At 33.5% G+C, this 17,825-nt stretch carries 18 protein-coding genes; 3 read left to right on the top strand and 15 right to left on the bottom strand.

All coding sequences use genetic code 11. From position 1 onward, the window contains the following. The first annotated feature begins 80 nt into the window (after positions 1-80). Complete coding sequence (locus AAGD65_RS03485) at positions 81-3,098, top strand: ankyrin repeat domain-containing protein (RefSeq protein WP_341810873.1); 3,018 nt, start codon at positions 81-83, stop codon at positions 3,096-3,098. Here AAGD65_RS03485 and AAGD65_RS03480 read toward each other — a convergent pair. The 4 genes from AAGD65_RS03480 to AAGD65_RS03470 all read right to left on the bottom strand — a co-directional run bounded on the left by AAGD65_RS03480 (position 3,088) and on the right by AAGD65_RS03470 (position 5,688). Further along, positions 3,088-4,275 carry a molecular chaperone DnaJ gene (locus AAGD65_RS03480; protein ID WP_341810872.1) on the bottom strand — a complete coding sequence of 396 codons (1,188 nt, stop codon included), beginning with the start codon at positions 4,273-4,275 and terminating at the stop codon, positions 3,088-3,090. The two genes, AAGD65_RS03485 and AAGD65_RS03480, sit on opposite strands and share 11 nt — an antisense overlap. 226 nt (positions 4,276-4,501) lie before the next feature. Continuing rightward, a complete protein-coding gene (locus AAGD65_RS06985) occupies positions 4,502-4,612 on the bottom strand; it encodes a hypothetical protein (protein ID WP_410542125.1) in 111 nt (36 codons plus the stop codon). Between the two features lie 32 nt (positions 4,613-4,644). After that, positions 4,645-4,830, bottom strand: a complete 186-nt coding sequence (locus AAGD65_RS03475; protein ID WP_341810871.1) for a hypothetical protein — start codon at positions 4,828-4,830, stop codon at positions 4,645-4,647. Between the two features lie 195 nt (positions 4,831-5,025). Then, on the bottom strand, positions 5,026-5,688 hold the full coding sequence (locus tag AAGD65_RS03470; protein WP_341810870.1) for an exopolysaccharide biosynthesis protein: 663 nt from the start codon (positions 5,686-5,688) through the stop codon (positions 5,026-5,028). 322 nt (positions 5,689-6,010) lie between these two features. Here AAGD65_RS03470 and AAGD65_RS03465 point away from each other — a divergent pair, with 322 nt between their 5' ends. Continuing rightward, entirely contained in the window at positions 6,011-7,510 is a 1,500-nt protein-coding gene (locus tag AAGD65_RS03465) for a hypothetical protein (protein WP_341810869.1), read from the top strand. A gap of 230 nt (positions 7,511-7,740) precedes the next feature. Here AAGD65_RS03465 and AAGD65_RS03460 read toward each other — a convergent pair whose 3' ends face one another. Then, on the bottom strand, positions 7,741-9,279 hold the full coding sequence (locus AAGD65_RS03460; protein WP_341810868.1) for an ankyrin repeat domain-containing protein: 1,539 nt from the start codon (positions 9,277-9,279) through the stop codon (positions 7,741-7,743). Positions 9,280-9,556: 277 nt separating this feature from the next. Here AAGD65_RS03460 and AAGD65_RS03455 point away from each other — a divergent pair, with 277 nt between their 5' ends. Next, positions 9,557-10,789 (top strand): IS256 family transposase, encoded by a 1,233-nt coding sequence (locus AAGD65_RS03455; RefSeq protein WP_341810867.1) that lies wholly within the window; start codon positions 9,557-9,559, stop codon positions 10,787-10,789. Here AAGD65_RS03455 and AAGD65_RS03450 read toward each other — a convergent pair. The 10 genes from AAGD65_RS03450 to AAGD65_RS03405 form a co-directional block, all read right to left on the bottom strand. After that, on the bottom strand, positions 10,730-12,253 hold the full coding sequence (locus AAGD65_RS03450; protein ID WP_341811027.1) for a recombinase family protein: 1,524 nt from the start codon (positions 12,251-12,253) through the stop codon (positions 10,730-10,732). The genes AAGD65_RS03455 and AAGD65_RS03450 overlap by 60 nt on opposite strands. 10 nt (positions 12,254-12,263) lie before the next feature. Next, on the bottom strand, positions 12,264-12,695 hold the full coding sequence (locus AAGD65_RS03445) for a DUF2924 domain-containing protein (protein ID WP_341810866.1): 432 nt from the start codon (positions 12,693-12,695) through the stop codon (positions 12,264-12,266). Between the two features lie 4 nt (positions 12,696-12,699). Continuing rightward, on the bottom strand, positions 12,700-13,164 hold the full coding sequence (locus AAGD65_RS03440; RefSeq protein ID WP_341810865.1) for an ankyrin repeat domain-containing protein: 465 nt from the start codon (positions 13,162-13,164) through the stop codon (positions 12,700-12,702). A gap of 31 nt (positions 13,165-13,195) precedes the next feature. Next, positions 13,196-13,897, bottom strand: a complete 702-nt coding sequence (locus tag AAGD65_RS03435) for an ankyrin repeat domain-containing protein (RefSeq protein ID WP_341810864.1) — start codon at positions 13,895-13,897, stop codon at positions 13,196-13,198. A gap of 168 nt (positions 13,898-14,065) precedes the next feature. Continuing rightward, positions 14,066-15,232, bottom strand: a complete 1,167-nt coding sequence (locus AAGD65_RS03430) for a phage tail protein (RefSeq protein ID WP_341810863.1) — start codon at positions 15,230-15,232, stop codon at positions 14,066-14,068. A gap of 263 nt (positions 15,233-15,495) precedes the next feature. After that, positions 15,496-16,296 carry a baseplate J/gp47 family protein gene (locus tag AAGD65_RS03425; RefSeq protein WP_341810862.1) on the bottom strand — a complete coding sequence of 267 codons (801 nt, stop codon included), beginning with the start codon at positions 16,294-16,296 and terminating at the stop codon, positions 15,496-15,498. A 2-nt stretch (positions 16,297-16,298) separates the two neighbouring features. Beyond that, the gene (locus AAGD65_RS03420; RefSeq protein ID WP_341810861.1) at positions 16,299-16,634 is read right to left on the bottom strand and encodes a GPW/gp25 family protein; all 336 of its coding nucleotides are present in this window, start codon (positions 16,632-16,634) and stop codon (positions 16,299-16,301) included. Positions 16,635-16,636: 2 nt separating this feature from the next. Then, positions 16,637-16,891, bottom strand: a complete 255-nt coding sequence (locus AAGD65_RS03415) for a PAAR domain-containing protein (RefSeq protein ID WP_012481797.1) — start codon at positions 16,889-16,891, stop codon at positions 16,637-16,639. After that, positions 16,888-17,352, bottom strand: a complete 465-nt coding sequence (locus AAGD65_RS03410) for a phage baseplate assembly protein V (protein WP_341810860.1) — start codon at positions 17,350-17,352, stop codon at positions 16,888-16,890. Before AAGD65_RS03410 ends, AAGD65_RS03415 begins: the two co-directional genes overlap by 4 nt. Continuing rightward, positions 17,339-17,815, bottom strand: a complete 477-nt coding sequence (locus tag AAGD65_RS03405; protein ID WP_341810859.1) for a hypothetical protein — start codon at positions 17,813-17,815, stop codon at positions 17,339-17,341. Before AAGD65_RS03405 ends, AAGD65_RS03410 begins: the two co-directional genes overlap by 14 nt. Positions 17,816-17,825: the final 10 nt, after the last annotated feature.

The following is a 17,825-nucleotide window of genomic DNA, read 5'->3' as shown; positions in this document are numbered from 1 at the left end:
TTCTATAAAATTCATATTTCAATTAATTATAATTATGATATATAATACGCTATATGTTGATTTTAGTAGGGGGTATAGGTATGCTTAATTCAAATCAGATAGCACATGATAGTAATGGTTTTGAAGACACTACGTCTCGTGGATTTGAAGGTTTGCTTGAAGAAGGATTTAAGGTTATCAACGAAAAAAATCAAGTAATAGATAGTTTAAAAAGTAAAATAGAAAATCTACAACAAGAAAATTTTGATCTTAAAAAAAATCTAGAGTTACAAAAATACTATAAGAAAAGAGCAGAAGAGTATTACGAAGAAGTAATTGAACTGACCAGAGAAATACAAACCCTAACAGGGAAAATTAAAAGGCTTGAAGTTACAATGGAGAAACAGGAAAGAAAGGCACGTAACATCTGTGAAGAAAGTGAAGGATTAGAACAACAGGTAGAAAAGCTCAAGAGAGATCTGGAAGATGAATCTCGTACTAAGAATTCTACAATTAACCTCTTGAATGAGGAGTTAAAGAATGAAAAAGATAACATTTATTACATAAATATAGAAATTAAAGAGCTAAATCAAGATTTGGATCAAGCTAAGGCTTTAATAAATCGGTTAAAAGAGCGGTTGGGAGAGAAGGAAAAGCAGCTGGAAGATTTAACATTAGCAAATGCTCAGAGGTATTCACTAGACATTAACCATCTAAGAAGTGCTTTTGACCAAAAGGTAACAGAAAATCATTATTTGACTGGGGAGTTAAAAATGTTACATAAGAAATGGAATTCGTTAAAATTACAACTTCAACAATCTCAATCATCAAGATCACTCTTAGATGAGCTCAGTGAGACAAATATCAAAACGGAAAATGATTGTGATAAAGGTGGGTGTAGTCAGGAATCAGATTTAGGTTACGCTTCTTTTCTTGACGGAATAAAACCAGAGTCAAGTTCTGAGCAAAAGTGTCTAGAACCAAACAGGCCATTGAATTTAGAAAAGCAGGATTTAACTAGAGAGTTAAATGCACTACAAAAAGAAAATGAAGATCTAAAATTAAAAGCTCTACATCTTCAACCCGGAAGATCACTCTTAGATGAGCTCAGTGAAGCAAATATCAAAGCAGACAAATTGACTAAAACGGAAATTAGTTATGATAGAGGTAATTGTAACCAGAAAGAAATTCATTATGAAGATGAGTTTTTAGATGAAGGTTATCATAGTTTATTTGAACAAGGAAAAGAATTAAGTGCTAAGCAAGAGTGGTTAGCAGCAAACAAACTATTGGATGAAGAGTATGAGTTAATTAAAAAATATTTATGGATTCCATCTGAACTCAGTAGAGGTAGATCTCTACTGGCTAGTAAATACTCATTTGAGGAGCTAGTGTGTATCTGGCTTGCTTGTACAGCGAATTTGACCAAAAATCAAAAAAAGTTAAATAAAGAATTATTAAAGACTCTTAAGGGTATAGGGTGTTTTTATCAGTACGATACTGATAAACTCGAAAAGTTCTTAAAAGATAATAAGAACGATCAAGATTTAAAAGTTGTTCTTAATCTTAAAAGAGGAGAGTCTGGATTAACATTATTACATGCTGCTTCAAAACTCAATCATGACGGTTCTATTTTAGTAGATTTACTTTTACAAGCAGGAGCTGATCCTAATATAAAAAGCAATGAAGGGAAAACACCTTTACATTATGCTGCTAATAGAAATTATGCTTATCCTATTATAGATCTACTCTTAGAGGGAAAAGCTAATCCTAACATACAAGACAATACAGGAAAAACCCCTTTACAAACTGTGATTGATAATAATAACGTCAACAGTTTAGAATGCTTCTTAACTAAAAATCAGAAGAAGTTGAGTAAGGAAGTATATGATATACTCCTAGGTACAGTATTATCTAAAGATAGTAAAAAACCTCATATGATAGGTAAATCTGCTAACGCTCGAGCTATTGAAAATTTAGAAAAATTTCTTAATAAACACAATAGTAGTCAGGATCTGAAAATGATTTTCACTATTCAAAATAGAGCAGGTATGTCGAAAGTACTTAGTTATGCCAAGGCTGCGTGCAAAGAAGCAGAGGATTTACTTCTAAAAGCAGGAGCAACTCATCCTGAAAAAAAGGACTCAAAAATCCACAGTAAGGAGAGAAAGTGTTTACTTCAACCAAGTACTTTATGGAACATACAAAATCAAGAGATAGTACTAGACAGATTTTTAAATGAAATATCTCAAGTTAAAGATATGGAACAGCTAGAAAAATTAGTCAATAAGGCTATAGTTTCTGGGATAGTGCTAAATTTTGCTAAAAAATCTTCTAAAAATAAAAAATACAACTTTCTAGATTATGTAACAAAAAAAATTAATAGATTAGAAAAGAATTCTAAAGTTGCCAATGATATAATATATAAATTGGTAGCAAGAGGAGCTGTCTTCTATTCTCAGGATAGCATGGAAGTAATGATTACATTGGAATCGGAATTCAAAGACCACAAAACTAATATTATAAAAGCATATAAAGATTATATTAGAAAGACTCATAAGTTTATTGAAGTTGCAAAAAGTGCAACCAATTGTGAGCTGAACGACATAAGAATAGACAACTCTAATTTCTACTTGGAATATTCAGAAGATAGTATAATAGATGTTGCAAAAGTAACAAACAAAGTAAGAGATCTAGTACTAACTCAGAAAGAAATAGAGCATGCAAGAAGTGTAATAAAGATCGGTAAAAGTGAAGTAGAAATTATTACTCAAGGAGGAATAAGGAATTACACAGACCTTGCAGATGGTAGTGATATAGTACTGACTTTCGATACTAGTTTTGGAGAGTTAGAAGTGAGATTATATCCTGATAAGGAAAATGAAAATTTGGTAATAGTAGAAGTGAATGATGAAGATCTACTAGAGGAAGTAGAAAACTATGACGAAAAAATAGGCAAGAATTGCTTACTAGGAGGGTTGTCAGTAAGTGAAGCTATAAACCGAGGTTCTTTCGATAGATCTAGAGGATTAATTCATTCTGAAAAGATGAAAGTAGCCTCAAATTTCCAAGAAACGCAAGCTACTCTCCACAATGAAGGAACTCGTACTATACTGTAATATTCCGCTCTGCAAATTCAATTGTTTGAGGTTTTTTAGGTAACTGCTCAGTGCGAGCACCAGACAAATCAGTGCTTATCTCATCAAAATTTCTCTCAGCAAGTTCATTTGCCAATTCTGCAAAGCATTTCCTAACAAGAGGCATGATAATTGGCATTAATAGTTTTCGTGGATCGTACCATTCCAATAAGTCAGTTTCCTTTTCCACTCTATCCCTTGGATCCTCTTCTAACAAATCTTTTGTATGTTTTTCAGTGTATATTTCACAAGCTTTCGAAAAAACAGGAGCTAGTGTTTCAATAAATGTTGCTAATAACACCATTGGACCAAGTATAACTCCACCAACAGTTATTCCATTAGCAATGAAATTTGTTGTAATTAAATAGATAGAAAAAGCAGCTGAAGGATACATAATAAGAAATTTGCTGCCTAGCACAATATAGCTCATTTTACTTATAAATTCATCGGTAGAAATCTCTGAATTTTCATATTTTTTCATATAGTAATTTAGTAATAAACCAGTGACTTTGTTGACAAAGAAGTTGAGTAGTATGATCACACATGAAAAGTAGCAAGCTATAGTAATAGTAATTAGTAGAGACAAGGGCAAACAAGCAAAATTTTGAAAAGTTAATAAGGCATTTTTACGTTCTATAAACTTTAATGCTAATGCTTTTTTGTCTTCTCTTATTAGATCCTCTTTTTTGTCTAGAGGCAAAATATAAGAACGTAATTGCGCAATACAATCTCTTGATAAAGGATCATAAGAAAGCTTTTTTTCTAACATAGAATTCAATTTTTCAAAATCTTTGCCTATAGCTTCTTTACCTATTCCCAACTTCACAAACAATTTCTGCCTATAGCAAAATTCTCTTTCTGTTAAACGACCATTACTTTCAGCATTAACACTCACTTTAATACAAGGATTCCCTGACTCTAAAGGTTCAATGTATTTTTTTAGTCCTTGATAAGCATTATAAATTTGATTAAATCTATTTTTATCTCCACCTTTATCAGGGTGATTTACAAGCACTAGCTTATTATATTGTTTCTTTAAAATTTTACTAAGCTCCTGATAATTCTTACCTACAACCTGTACAGCCTTTAGTTCTAATAAATCGAATAGCTCAGTATTATTATTAAATTCTTGATTAGTTAATTTGAAGTGTTGATTCATTTTTGCCCCCACACAAATACATAGTACTTTGAGTATATTACACTTAAATATTTTTTGCAAGTGATCAGTAGTAACTTAGATGTATTACACTATAGTGTGAAGGTATATGGAATATTTTAGAAACATTCTTCATTTTGTTTTAGTTTCTATGAACAAGGTTAATTTTCATTATATATGGCAGATATTATTATGGTAATATTAATAATCCTTATGATATAATTATCTTTTAAGGCTTTACTTTAGCTCGAATAAAAAGATCTAGAGCAACATGACGATCTTGAACGCTTGCACTGTGAACATCTGCCATAATAACTAGGCCTATTGTGTCTACAACAATATGACGTTCTCTACCCTTTATTTTCTTGCCAGCTATAGATCCCCTTTTTGAGTAGTCTTCACTGATTGACTATCAATTATTCCTACTGATGGTGTTTCATTTTTGCCAACCATTTTTCTTACCTCTTTTACTAGCATATCATGTATTTTTTCCAATTTGCCACTACCTGAGAAAATAGTCGTACACTGTCTCCAATGGTGAAAAATCTTTTGCTCCACTGGCAACCACGTCTCATTATATATCTTATTGCATTAATAATTATTCTGATATTATGCTTTCTCAGCCGACCTATCGCTCCTTAGTGTAACACTTGGCTCTCATTCTTTATCACTTATATCGCTTGTTACTCTCCTATTTTTTGCTTACCTCATCTTATTCTCTTCTTTATTCCCTTTCAAAATAGGTTCTCACAGTTAAAGATTAACCATGCACAAAACTTTTAGAAAAGAAAACGCACTCATTATAAGCTGTGGGCCTTTAACTATTACAATAAGAGCAAATAATATTCCACATAAAGATACCAACACTCCAAGTATCGAGACAAGCCCATCCTTACTCATAATACCAAGTGAAATAAGAGTTGTACCGATTGCTGGAATAAAGTGAGTTAACGGAAACGGATTGGCTATCACCAACGCACAAACTAACATTATAAATGCCAAAATCTTTTCACCTGGCTCTAGGAAGATAAAGGACATTCTTGGTTTCATGAACTTTTCTATTTTTTTTAATGCAGGTAAAGTTTTTTTGACCACAAGGTCTAGTGTTGAACGTTTAAAGGATTTTCTTTCTAACCAATTTGGCATCCAGGGAAAATGAAACCCAAGCAGAAGCTGCAGTGAAAATAGGATTAAAGGTATGGAAAGTATAGTTGTATAGCCAGGTGGAACTGGTATGGGTACAGACAGTGGCAAGGAGAAAATAATTATTAAAATACCAAAACCACGTTCTTGTAGAGCTGTTTTAATTTCAAACAACGTCACTTTATTACTATTAGTATTACCAGTATCTGCAACCTCTTGTAGAATCTCAGATGCTAATTTTTTATCTTCAGTCAAATTCTCACTTTTTTGCATAATTACTTTTTAACAAAATCATTTCTAATAAATAGCATAATTACTCGTATATTCCAATCTTGATTTAACACTATTATCAGGATAATCCTCTGATATTCTATATACAGCCTTATCAGTTTGAATCTAATTATTTTGGCTGAACAAAGTCTCTTGAGTCATTTATAATTACTATACTCTAGGCTCTAATCGTAAATTTGAGTCTCTATAAAATCATGTCCAGCTAAATTATTTTAAGCTATACCAATATTAGTAATCAAGTTAACACTAATTTAATGATGACATATATAAAATATAATATATTGAATTAATAGTGAGGTTGAAAATGTTACCTAATGAAACAAATTCATATTCTCTTGTAACTCAACAAGAAAATGATCTTGATTTTAAGAAATTTACTGAAGATCTATCGAATATGAAGAGTGTTAATAATCACAAAAAGCTAAAGGAAAGAATCACTGACCTGTTAAAAGGAGATACAGAATTCTCTCGAATGAAACAAGGAGATCAGGCTCTTGTAGTAGGTACAGCAAGTGGGTTATTTACAGCATTATTACCACTTTTAGCAGTTGGTGTAACACTTGCTATACCAGGTGCTATAGTTGGTCTTACTTTATATTTCGCTGTAAAAGTCGCTGTAAAATCAGTTCAATCTGGATATAAAGGACTTAAATGGTCAGCTGAAAAAACTGTTGAAGGAGCACAATATACTGCAGGCACAATAAAAAAAGGCTTTATAAATGCTAGAGATTCATTAAAAGAAGCTGGAAGTTCTGTAGCACAGAAAACAAGGGAGGGCACAAGTGATACACTTAAAAAAGTGGGAAGTAAATTGGGTAATTTGGGTTCAAGTATATCTAATTTGGATAGCATTCCATATTCAATAGACTTACAGAGTCAAACTGTTGTTTTAAAAACAGAAGAAAAAACGAAAAATTTCAACAATGTGAAGGAGATGCTTGTTAGTGAAATTTTGCAAGACAAGACTGTAAATAAGTCTGCTTTAATTAAGGAAATATTCTCTGAATTAAACAGAAAAATATCAGAAAAAGCTGGTTCTCAAGCAAGTTTTGTCGATAAATTAGATGCTAAAAAGTTGCAAAATTTGTTAGCTCAAAATGATAACAATCTCTATGAAATTTTCTCTGAACATCATGATGAAATTGAGAGGATTATTAGAGAATGTAAAATAGAGCATAAACTTTCTAACTCTATAGAGAACCTTAATAAGGCAGCAAGTAAGTGTAGTAAAAGCAAAAAAGTAAGTAATGTGAAGTGTCAAGGTGAAACACCAACTGCAACAATAGGAGGTAAAATAGGAACAACGCGACGTAATAGCACTGGCAACCTTACTGAGGCATTCACTCAAAAAGTACAAAATATAAGTGCCTCACTGACTAATTTGAATGAGGTTATAAATTCATTTTCACAAAATTCTCTGAGTGAAGATGTTTTCAATCATCCCACTGTCAAACAAAATCTAGATATTTTATCTAATAGAACTCCAACTCGCAGTAATTCTGTTAGTAGCTTAGCTTCTAATAGTAGCTATTTTAGTGCCATTAGTACGTTCAGTGATATCGATGACAGTATTGAGTCTAAAAGCAGTTCTTTCAGTTACCTTGGTGGTTCTGATAGTGGAAAAGGTACATCTATTCCTTCTACACCAGAGAGGATGATTATTTCTTCGGACGACTTAATTAAAACTAGGTCACAATTGAGAAAAGTAAATTCGCAGGAAAAAATAGGTGAACAACAGCCTTCTACATTCATGTCTGGTCAAGAGCCAATTCAGGTGACACAATCTTTGCAAACATCAAGATAAACAAAACAGCTCACCTTCTTCAAAAGGATGTTACTTATTCAGTAATGTCCTTTTATTTCTTATTACAATATAGATTTTCGATTATATTTTAGATAAGTTGTTAAAAATCCTTACTCTTTTTTTAAGTATAACCAAATTTTAAATATGGGTTTATTGTATACCTATTAACTTTAGTTAAAATATACATAATAGGATTATAAAATGTTATGTTGGTTGTACTATCTGACTTATCAGAATAAATCAAGGCTTTGTTCTAATTGAACAGGTATGTTATCATTTTCTGTATCATTTTCGTATATGAATAGCTTGTTACCAAAATTAACATATAAATTCTCGCGATAACAGCAGTCTTTATTTGTTTCTAGATTATGGTAATTTTTGTAGTGAAGATTATTATTACGATCATAATAGATAAACTCATCAATAAGCTGACCTACTTTTCTATTTGTTATAACTTTATAAACACTTACACTCCGCCCCTCAGAATCGTTCTTTAACTGAAATAATGGTCTCCAATCATAGGATAAATTTAAAGTTCTACCTTTCTGTAAACATATATGAGAATTTTCAACGAAATCTGGCAATTCTCTGTACTCTGAATCATATTTTTTATATTCGGACAGTAAATTTCCTAAGCTGTTGCATAATGCCAACTTTAGTTCTCCATCATCATCACGCACTACTCTTAAAAAGCTAAATTCCTGAGGTATTTTGATATTCCTATCAGTGAAATAATTGCGTATATATAACTCATTATCCTGAAAAAAGTATCCTATACTTGAAAAGTTACCAACATCGTTATTTTTCTCATTTGATACCTTTGTACTACTGATATCACCATAATTTTCTCCCTTGACGATCTTAAATGACATACTTGCTTGTGTGTTATTGTGATCTAAAAATTTATAGTTTTCATTATTAGCAACATCTAGTACTGCTTTTCCTAATTCTTTTGACTTAGTAGTCACAAGTTGCTCTGCAACCTTCTCTGGTCTTGCATCTTCACCTTTAAGTCCTGGATCTCCTTTTTCTCCTTTAGGACCTTCTGGCCCTGGGCTACCCGCTGGCCCCCTAGCAGAATTTTGAAACGCAGTATCACCCTTTACACTCTTTACTACTGCACCCTGAAAATCCGAATTATTAGCAATCTCTGTTAACAACTTATTCTTATGAGATGGATCAGTGACCAATTTCTCGGCAACTTTCTCAGGATCCGCATCTCTTCCCTCAAGACCTGTTGATCCTGCATCACCTTTCATTCCCTTTTCGCCCTTTGGTCCTGGTTCACCTTTTATGCTTGCTTTGAAACCGTCGTCTTTCATAAGTGTTTCTGATATTCTCCCTGTTAAACTTAATAATAACTTCTCGCCTATAAGCTTGTCTGCTACTTCTTTGTGACCCTTGAATTCAGCTTCATGAAGTGGAGTTTGCCCTGTATTATCCTTAGAATTAACATCAGCACCCTTCTCTATAAGCTTTTCTACTACAGCTAAGTGACCATAGTATGCGGCTTTGTGTAGTGGTGTTTCACCCTGATCATCCTTAGAATTAATATCAGCTTTACTTTCTATAAGCTTTTTTACTATATCTAAGTGACCTTTCTCTGCAGCTTTATGCAATGGAGTTTTACTATGATCATCCTTATAATTAACGTCAGCTCCCTCTGATATCCTCTTTGTAACTTTTGCAATATCTCCTCCATATGCAGACCTCATCAATTCTTTATTCAATTTTTCCTGTTGCTCAGGAGTTATTTCATTGTTAGACATAATATTTGTATACCTTAACACTTTTAAAATCTGATATATTAAGTTATATTATCAGAATGTGTACTTAATACAGCGTAAGTAATTACAATTTGTTAATTTTCTGTGATTAGTATAGGTTATCGCGACTGGTTTTTAGGAACAAGATAGTGCTAATTTGTAAAATTTCTCTATTTGCTCACTCCACAGCATCGGTATTTCTCTCAAATCGGGAATGTTCAAAAAAGTGTGTCAAACCGAAAAAAAAGTAATAAATTGATATAAAAAATGGAGGTTTGATATGAGTCAAGCAAATAGAACTACTGGTTTGGTAGATTATAAAGAATTAGAAACAAATATCCTGTCATCTATACGAGAAGGAAGACCATTGACAGGAAGAGATGGAGCATTAACACCGTTTATAAAAAGGCTGCTAGAGGCAAGTCTGGAAGGTGAAATAGAAAGCCACATGTCAGCTAAAAGTGAAGAAAATAACCGAAGAAATGGAAGGAATGCAAAAACTTTACGTACAGGTTCAGGCTCATTTGAACTATTAACACCAAGAGACAGAGAAGGAAGCTTTGAACCGCAAATAGTCAAAAAAAGGCAAACAAGCCTACATCCAGAACTTGAAGCAAAGGTCTTAAGTACATACGCCAGTGGCATGGGATACAGAGACATAGCTTCACACGTTGAGGAAATATATGACCATAAAATATCAGCAGCAGAGATATCCAATATTACTGATAAACTGCTACCAATAATCAATGAATGGCGCAGCCGTCCACTGCAATCAGTGTATCCAATAGTGTTCATGGATGGCATGTTTTTTAAGGTCAAGGAGGACGGACATTGCGTAAGTAAATGCATGTATAATATATTGGGTATAAATCAAAATGGCAGAAAAGAAGTATTAGGTTTTTATCTGGCTGAAAGTGAGGGAGCTAACTTCTGGTTGGGAGTTTTAAATGACCTCAAAGAAAGAGGAGTAGAAGATATTCTGATTGCATGTGTAGATGGGCTAAAAAGCTTTCCTGCAGCCATCAACAGTGTATTTCCCAGTGCAGAAGTGCAGCTATGTATAGTACACCAAATAAGAAATTCTCTGAAATATGTATCTAGTAAAGATATGAGAGTTTTCATGAATGATCTGAAAAAAATATATCGTGCTTCAAGTAAAGAAATTGCTGAGAATTATCTGCTTGAGCTGGAAGAAAAATGGGGAGAAAAGTATCCTTTAGTTATAAAATCCTGGCAGAACAATTGGGAAAACTTATCCAGTTATTTTAAGTATTCTGGGCCAGTTAGGAAGCTGATTTATACCACTAATCCAATTGAGGGGTTGCATAGACAAATCAGGAAATTTACTAAAACTAAGGGTTCATTTACTAGTACAAATGCCTTGTACAAACAGGTATATTGTGCTATAAAAAAGGTAGAGCAAAAGTGGATTATGGCTCTACCTAATTGGGCTTTAACTATGTCTCAACTTGATATTTTCTTTCCAGATAGATTGAAAATTGAGTTGAACTAAAAATGCGGCTTGACACACTTTTTTGAACATTCCCCTCAAATCAACTAATTTCAAATCTCTTGGCTGTCTTCCATTTACTATGTCTTCTTTAATCTTCGGAGCTAAATAATTCAACCTTAAAATTTGCTGTATACGTCTTGTACCTATATTAATTTTAACGCTCAGCTCTTTCACACTTTCGTATTTTCCTTCCTCTAGTTGCCGTTTCCATAGGTGGGCTCTTACAACTGCTTTGAGTAACGCATTGTTTGTTTTACCTTCTGGCTCTACTACTGTACATTTGTTTCCCTTCTTCTTCATTGGTATAAATTTTTCCTCCGATTCAGAACATAACTCTATTCCATCCTCTCTCACCAATACTGCTTTTATTAACTTTTTCACTGCTTCTTTCTGTTTTCCAAAGCTTAAATTTTCCCATTTTTCTTCGGTCTTTTCTCTCCAATTTTCATATATCTGCTCCGCTTTCCTCATTACTTCTTTTTCTACTTCTCCTGCTATTACATTTCGGTTTTCTGATCCACAACCTTTTCCCCTTAAATGATTGTTGCATACGTAATATCGGTACCTTTTATTTTCTTTTTTTGAGTATGTCAGCGTCATATTTACACTACAGCTCTTGCACTTAATTATTCCCCTAAGCAATGCTTCCTCATATTTTGCTTTTCTATATGGTTGATTCTTTATCAATTCCTGCGCTTTTTGCCATTTTTCTTCCTCTATTATCGCCTCATGTTTTCCTTCATATTCTTTCTCATAATGTCTGATTTTTCCCATATATATTGGATTTGTTATTATTCTTCTCACCGTTGCTTTTTTAAAAATATCTGATTTTGTTCGGTAGCCTTGACTATTTAACTCCCTTGCCAATTCTGCCATTGATCTCAGCTCCATATACCTCTCAAATATATGTTTCACCGTCTTTGCTTCTTTCTCATTTATTATTAATTCTTTATCTTTTACATCATATCCAAGCGGCAAAGTTCCTCCCATCCATAAACCTTGTTCCTTTGATGTTGCTATTTTATTTTTTACCCTTTCTACTATCATTTCTCTTTCTAGTTGTGCTGCTCCTGATAACACTGTTTGTACAAACTTTCCCATTGGCGTATTATTGTCAAATATCTGCGTTACTGCTACAAAATTTACTCGATGCCTTCTAAAAAATGATGTTACTTCAATGCTGTCTTTTGTTTCCCTTGATAGCCTATCCAGAGTATATACTACTACACAATCTACTTCTCCTTTTTTTACATCTTCAAATAATTCCTTTATCGCTGGTCTTTCTAAATTCTTTCCTGAATATCCTCCATCGTCGTACTTTTTTGCCAATGCTACCCAGCCTTCTTTGCTCTTTATATATTTTTCACATGCTACCCTTTGCGCATCAAGACTGTTAAACTTTTGTTCTAGTCCATCCTCATTTGATTTTCTTGTATATATCGCACACCTTACTTCTTTTAGCATTTTATTCTCTTCAATTTTCATTTTTATCACGCATCCCAAATAATAAAGGTCCGTTGTAGCTCATTCCCATTATTTTTCCTGCCACTGCTGACAATGATGTATAAAACTCTTCTTTGTAGATTAAACCCTTGTCTGTTACCATTACCGCATGCGTTTCTTCCCCTCTCTCTAATATTAGCTCTGTCCCTTCTACTGGTAATTTATCGCTACTTATTCTTTTTCCTTTCTCTAGCCGATCTGCCAGATACTCTAGTCTTTTTCTCCCCTTTCTTGACATTTCTCCATATGCTTTTTCCTGCATTCTATAAGCTAATCTTGGTATCAGATATTTCTTTGAGTATCTAGGTGCTTCTTCCACAAATACCTTCTTCCATATTTTTCTCAGCTCATTCAAAGGTTTTTTCTCTAAATTCATTACTTTCTTTTCTATTTCTTTCTCCATATTTTTAGCCCTTCATAAATAGCTTCTCAATTCTGTCTGTTTCTTTCTTCAACACCTTGGTTACTTCTTTGCTATTTTTCGCATAATCCATTGCTTTCATTCCAAATTTATCTGCTTGTTCTATTTCTCCTCCAGCTTTCACTAGCTCCTCCACTATTTCTTTTTCTCCTACCATGCACGCAAGGTGTAGAGGTATGCATTTATTTCCATATTCCTCAGCATTTACTTCTGCTCCTGATTTTATCAATTCTCTCACGATTTCTAGACGTTTCTCCGTTACTGCTAGGTGCAGTGCTGTGTATCCTCCTATATCTGCTGCATTTACATTCGCTCCTTTTTCAACTAATAAACTCACTATTTTTCCGTCTACTGCATAATGTAGAGCTGTTCTCCCCTTTTCGTCTCTTTCATAAATATTTTTATATGAGTTCTCTAATAGTGACTCCTCTTTCTTACCAAACTTTAACATAATCTACCTCACCTTTTCTTTGACCTTTTTTTTAAGCTTTCCTTCTCACCACCTCATCTATCATTTCGTTTACTTGGCTCATTATCTTGCTTGCTAAATTTTGACATTCTTTCTTTATTAGCGATTTGTCTCTCTTCCTTATTTCCCCTATCTCTATTATTTTTAGCTCCGGCATGTAGCTTCCATTCAACATGTCTGCTATTTCTCCTACTAGCCTCTCTATTCCATAGCATGTCAGTTCTCTATTTTTTATTACTCCTCCTTTTTCTCTCAAAAATTTACTTGCCTTTTCACTCTCTTCTCTATTCCATGAACAATACTTTTCACTTTCCCAAATGTAATACATTGGTGTTGCACCATATTTATTCAGTTGATTAACCTCAGCTCCTGCCTTTACCAGCTCTTTTATTATTTCAACTCCTGCTCCTCCCATTTTGCACGCAGAGTGCAGTGGCGTACATCCACTGACATATTGACTGGCATTTACTTCTGCTCCTTTCCTTATCAGCACTTTTACATTTTCTAAACTTTTTGCGAATACTGCGCAGTGCAGTGGTGTATAACCCTTTTTATCTCTTGCATTTACCTCTGCTCCTTTTTTTATTAATAATCTCACTGTTTTGTAATCAGAGATTTCTACTGCTTGATGCAAGATCGTCTCTCCTTCTTCATTTCTTTTATTAATATCTTTACTTGATACTTCTTTAAAAAACTTACTCTTGCTAAAACTCATTTCATACCTCACAAAATTAGCTTTTCTAGCGCCAGACAAATTTCTTATATTTACCTGCTGCTATTCAAGTCATGTCCTTTTTAGCATGAGAAAGCAAGTCCTTTTCTTTTTATTTCATACACTTTTACCTATTATTAATATAATATATGAGGATCTAAATATAAGTGCTTAACTTATTAGAGATATTATTCGACTATCTTTCCAACTTCTGTGCAAATGTCGATGTTCGTGCCACTTCAGTACTCCTGGATAAAATACTAAAATGTAATTTTCTAATTCGTGTATTGAGTCTTTTTGCTCTGAATCCAAATCATTTTTATAGTAAACGTTGTGTTCTGCTAAAACATATTTTCTGACCTTCTGATCTGTATAATTTTCTACTTTATAGTTATGAGTAACGCTAAATCTTTCTAAAATTGGCTTGTGTTTTAAATTCCAATATTGCCCTGAAAGTTTATCGTTTCCCAATACAAATTTATTTCCTTCTTCTTCTATTCTACCAACCGGAAAACAGCTATTTATTTCTCCTAATTTCCAGCTATCTGACAGTACAATCTGCGCTTTTGCAAATTTAATCGATGGTAATAAACTCTGTGGTAATGGATATAGTGCTTTTAAGTTGTACCACAAATGATTTCTTTCATAAATACCGTTATAATTCTTTGTGTGAGGCTCTGTTTCTCCAAGTACTGCTACATCTAATCGATATATGTCATTACTAAATGTTTGTTCATAATGCTCTCTTAAATAGTTGTCTACAATCTCTACTAACGGACCTCTAGAACTGAAAAAATTTATTCTTCCAAACGATAACACTGGTCCATCTTTTTCAACTTTTCTACCTGAATAGTCTGATAATAAGCTGCCGAATATACTTTCATCTAATATAAACCTATCAACGTTATAGTAGTCATTAAAAATCCTCATTAGCCTTGATCTTGCTGGTAATGATAGTTTTGCAAGTTCTACTACTGCATCTACAAAAAAGTCATTTGAAACATCTTTTATTCCTATTTGTAATTCAAAGAAGTGTTTACCAGGTGGTTCTTCGATAATTGTAATATCTTCTATATTTGCCCACTTTAGTGCTATTTTAAGTGATGCAGGTGTTCCTCTCAGTCTTTGAAATTTTACTCCTTCTACTATCGCCCTTCTTTTATTTTTTACCCAGCGCAATATCTCTTCTAAACCATATTCTTCTATTATCCATGGTAATGTTTCTTCTTTCAGGTTGAACTTAAACCCTCTGATACAGCTTGGATCAACCTTATAATCTATTGCATCAACCAGTGCTTGCTCTTGCTTTGTTGCGTTTGGCGGTAATAAACTTTTCATTTGTCTTTTCTTTCAAGTTGCTTTAACTTCCTTTATTTAGGTAGCTTATGAGTAAGCAAGAGATCATTGCAGAAAAATAAAGATGTTCTTAATATCGAAAACACTCTCCATAATATTTGACCATATTATCCATACTTTAAAAAACAAGTTACAACTTCTGGAAGAAAATCAATACTTTCGTCTCCCTAACATTGGATCCAGTAAACCTTAAACCACTTATTGCACGCAATCCCCTCACTGGCACAAAACAAAAAAAATACGTTTTAAATCCTATCTAACTTGACGTAGCCAAGCACTGCACACTCATTCCCCAGAACCACAACATCCTCTCTTGGCTCGATTAATTCTACATTCTCTACACCCTCTACAAATAGGTTTGCTATTATCCAAGATCTTGTTACATTCCATCCTAATCTTTTTGCTAATTCAAACTTCTCAATAAACTGCTTCTTGATTTCTTCCTCTGATATTAAAGGACTTATGCTCATTCTGCTGTGGATATCTACTTCCGTAATATTGCAACCTATCACTGTTACTGTATCGGTTAAAACCCTTATATCATCTCTAGTAACCTGCTTTTTTACAATTTCTAGTAGCTCTTCTGACACTATGCCAGTTATGGATAATTTTGTTGATAAGATTGAAATTTGTACTTTCCCTGGTATAGGTGATTCCACTAGTGCATCTTTTACTCTACTATCTGCTGACAGTGCATAATACCTATAATACTCCTTGCTCCCACATGTGCTCCAGCCTTTTACTTTTGCTTTTACCCTCTTTCTAAATCGTTCGTCCTCTTCTTCTTTTTGCCTCTCCACTCCATAAAACTCAGCTAAATTATCAAGATCTTCTCCTGTCGCAAATTTAAGTAAGTTACTCTTTACTGCTTCATTTATTCTTTCTCTAAGCAAAAGTTCTCTCCATGCTGCTACTTCTAAAATCTTTATCGCCGGATCACTTTCAACTAATGCTGTAAAACTTGCGTCACGCTTCACCAACTCTTCCCTCATCCGAGACAGAATTTCTTCGAAGTTCAGTGGCTCAATAATGTTAGTCTGCTGCATCTTTATACTACGACTCCATCAAAGCGAATGTTTTTCCCACTTGGTACGTATAATCCTTCTAGGTCAAGCGTTACTTTTCCTTCTTTCACCTCTGTCATCTTTACTTTTTCCAGTTTCAACCTCTTTTCCCATTTTTCCAAAGCTTCTGCAGTTGCTGCATATATCTCAAGTGTTAAATCTCTATTTATTGGCTTATCCACCAATTCAAATAATCTTGACCCATAATCTCTCCTCATTACTCTGCTATTAATAGGAGTAGTTAAAATATCTACGACAGATTGCTTTAAGTGCTCTATTCCTTCTAACGCTTTTCCTGTTTTAGCATCCATACCCTTCATTTCTATTTTGCAAAAACGCTTTCACTGCCTTTTATTACTTTAAAACCACATGAAACTATATCTCCTACTCTTCCTACACTAAGACCATTTGCAAACACTGTTTTTGATCCTTGAATCATTACTTTTCCTTCACTAAAACTTTCTCCTTGTCTACATATTGACTTACCGTTTACAAAAACATTATTACTTCCGCTAATGCAGAAATGTGGTATAGCTTCTCCACAGTAGTCTCCTAACCTCACTATTCCTTTGTTCAATTTAAGTCGATCCTTTCTGCTTTCAGTTTTATTCCACTTTTTGTCATTTCTATACTTGATCCCCCAGCTTTCAGTGTTATTTTGTCTACTACTTCAATCTCTAAATGATGTTTTCCCTTATCATATAACAATCTTGTTCCATCTTGAAACTTCATACTATTTATTTCTTTTTTATTCTCTGGTGCAGGGTATTTTTTCTGATATATTCCTCCTAATACCACTCCTAATGATAGTTCACCAAAAGGAGAAAATACCACAACTTGTTCATCGATACCTGGTGAAGACCAATTTCTATCTTTTCCTGCTTTACTTGTTATCCACGGTAAATAATCTGTTAAAAATTCTCCTATTTTCACTCTTACTTTTGCTTTTTCATAATCTACTTCTTTTACAACTCCTATACGAATGATATTCGCTACTTTTCTCTGTAACTCTGCAATGGCAAAATTATTTTCCAACATGCATTTCTCCTACTGCTATTTTATGTGGCTTAATTTTCCCCTCTTCCCATACTGATTTACCTAAATGAAGCTGATGACTCCAATCAACCATCCACACTAAATATGCATCGAGCTCTGGTCTAAAGTCATCTCCTCCTCCTGATATAAATTCTCCTGGTGAAACATTTTTCACGTTCCAAGTGTTTTTATTTACTACTCTTGCTACTTCTGCTGCTAATGTTCTGACAATAATAGCTGCATTTTCTATTGTGCTATCAATCACAATTCGTGCTTCAAATCTTGCTTTCAGCGCTAATTCCTCTGTTCCTGGATCTTTTCCCGATTCTAAACTCACAAGCTCTACAAATAACGCTGGCGCTAATAATTCTTTTCTTATCGATGGATAAATTTCACAAGTTTGAATTGCTGGTATTTCTCTCTTCAGCGTGGTACAAATTTTATCATGTAAATCTTTCAAATTCATCCTTTATAGC

Origin of the sequence: Wolbachia endosymbiont (group B) of Chesias legatella (assembly GCF_964026945.1) — a bacterium.
In the GTDB taxonomy this organism is placed as follows: Bacteria; Pseudomonadota; Alphaproteobacteria; order Rickettsiales; family Anaplasmataceae; genus Wolbachia.
This window is presented reverse-complemented; position numbering and strand designations above follow the sequence as displayed.

What these genes read in the sequence shown, in the direction of transcription:
- AAGD65_RS03485 (WP_341810873.1), top strand. Translation starts at nt 81, where the DNA reads ATGCTTAATTCAAATCAGATAGCACATGATAGTAATGGTTTTGAAGAC.
- AAGD65_RS03480 (WP_341810872.1), bottom strand. Translation starts at nt 4,275, where the DNA reads ATGAATCAACACTTCAAATTAACTAATCAAGAATTTAATAATAATACT.
- AAGD65_RS03470 (WP_341810870.1), bottom strand. Translation starts at nt 5,688, where the DNA reads ATGCAAAAAAGTGAGAATTTGACTGAAGATAAAAAATTAGCATCTGAG.
- AAGD65_RS03465 (WP_341810869.1), top strand. Translation starts at nt 6,011, where the DNA reads ATGTTACCTAATGAAACAAATTCATATTCTCTTGTAACTCAACAAGAA.
- AAGD65_RS03460 (WP_341810868.1), bottom strand. Translation starts at nt 9,279, where the DNA reads ATGTCTAACAATGAAATAACTCCTGAGCAACAGGAAAAATTGAATAAA.
- AAGD65_RS03455 (WP_341810867.1), top strand. Translation starts at nt 9,557, where the DNA reads ATGAGTCAAGCAAATAGAACTACTGGTTTGGTAGATTATAAAGAATTA.
- AAGD65_RS03450 (WP_341811027.1), bottom strand. Translation starts at nt 12,253, where the DNA reads ATGCTAAAAGAAGTAAGGTGTGCGATATATACAAGAAAATCAAATGAG.
- AAGD65_RS03445 (WP_341810866.1), bottom strand. Translation starts at nt 12,695, where the DNA reads ATGGAGAAAGAAATAGAAAAGAAAGTAATGAATTTAGAGAAAAAACCT.
- AAGD65_RS03440 (WP_341810865.1), bottom strand. Translation starts at nt 13,164, where the DNA reads ATGTTAAAGTTTGGTAAGAAAGAGGAGTCACTATTAGAGAACTCATAT.
- AAGD65_RS03435 (WP_341810864.1), bottom strand. Translation starts at nt 13,897, where the DNA reads ATGAGTTTTAGCAAGAGTAAGTTTTTTAAAGAAGTATCAAGTAAAGAT.
- AAGD65_RS03430 (WP_341810863.1), bottom strand. Translation starts at nt 15,232, where the DNA reads ATGAAAAGTTTATTACCGCCAAACGCAACAAAGCAAGAGCAAGCACTG.
- AAGD65_RS03425 (WP_341810862.1), bottom strand. Translation starts at nt 16,296, where the DNA reads ATGCAGCAGACTAACATTATTGAGCCACTGAACTTCGAAGAAATTCTG.
- AAGD65_RS03420 (WP_341810861.1), bottom strand. Translation starts at nt 16,634, where the DNA reads ATGAAGGGTATGGATGCTAAAACAGGAAAAGCGTTAGAAGGAATAGAG.
- AAGD65_RS03410 (WP_341810860.1), bottom strand. Translation starts at nt 17,352, where the DNA reads ATGTTGGAAAATAATTTTGCCATTGCAGAGTTACAGAGAAAAGTAGCG.
- AAGD65_RS03405 (WP_341810859.1), bottom strand. Translation starts at nt 17,815, where the DNA reads ATGAATTTGAAAGATTTACATGATAAAATTTGTACCACGCTGAAGAGA.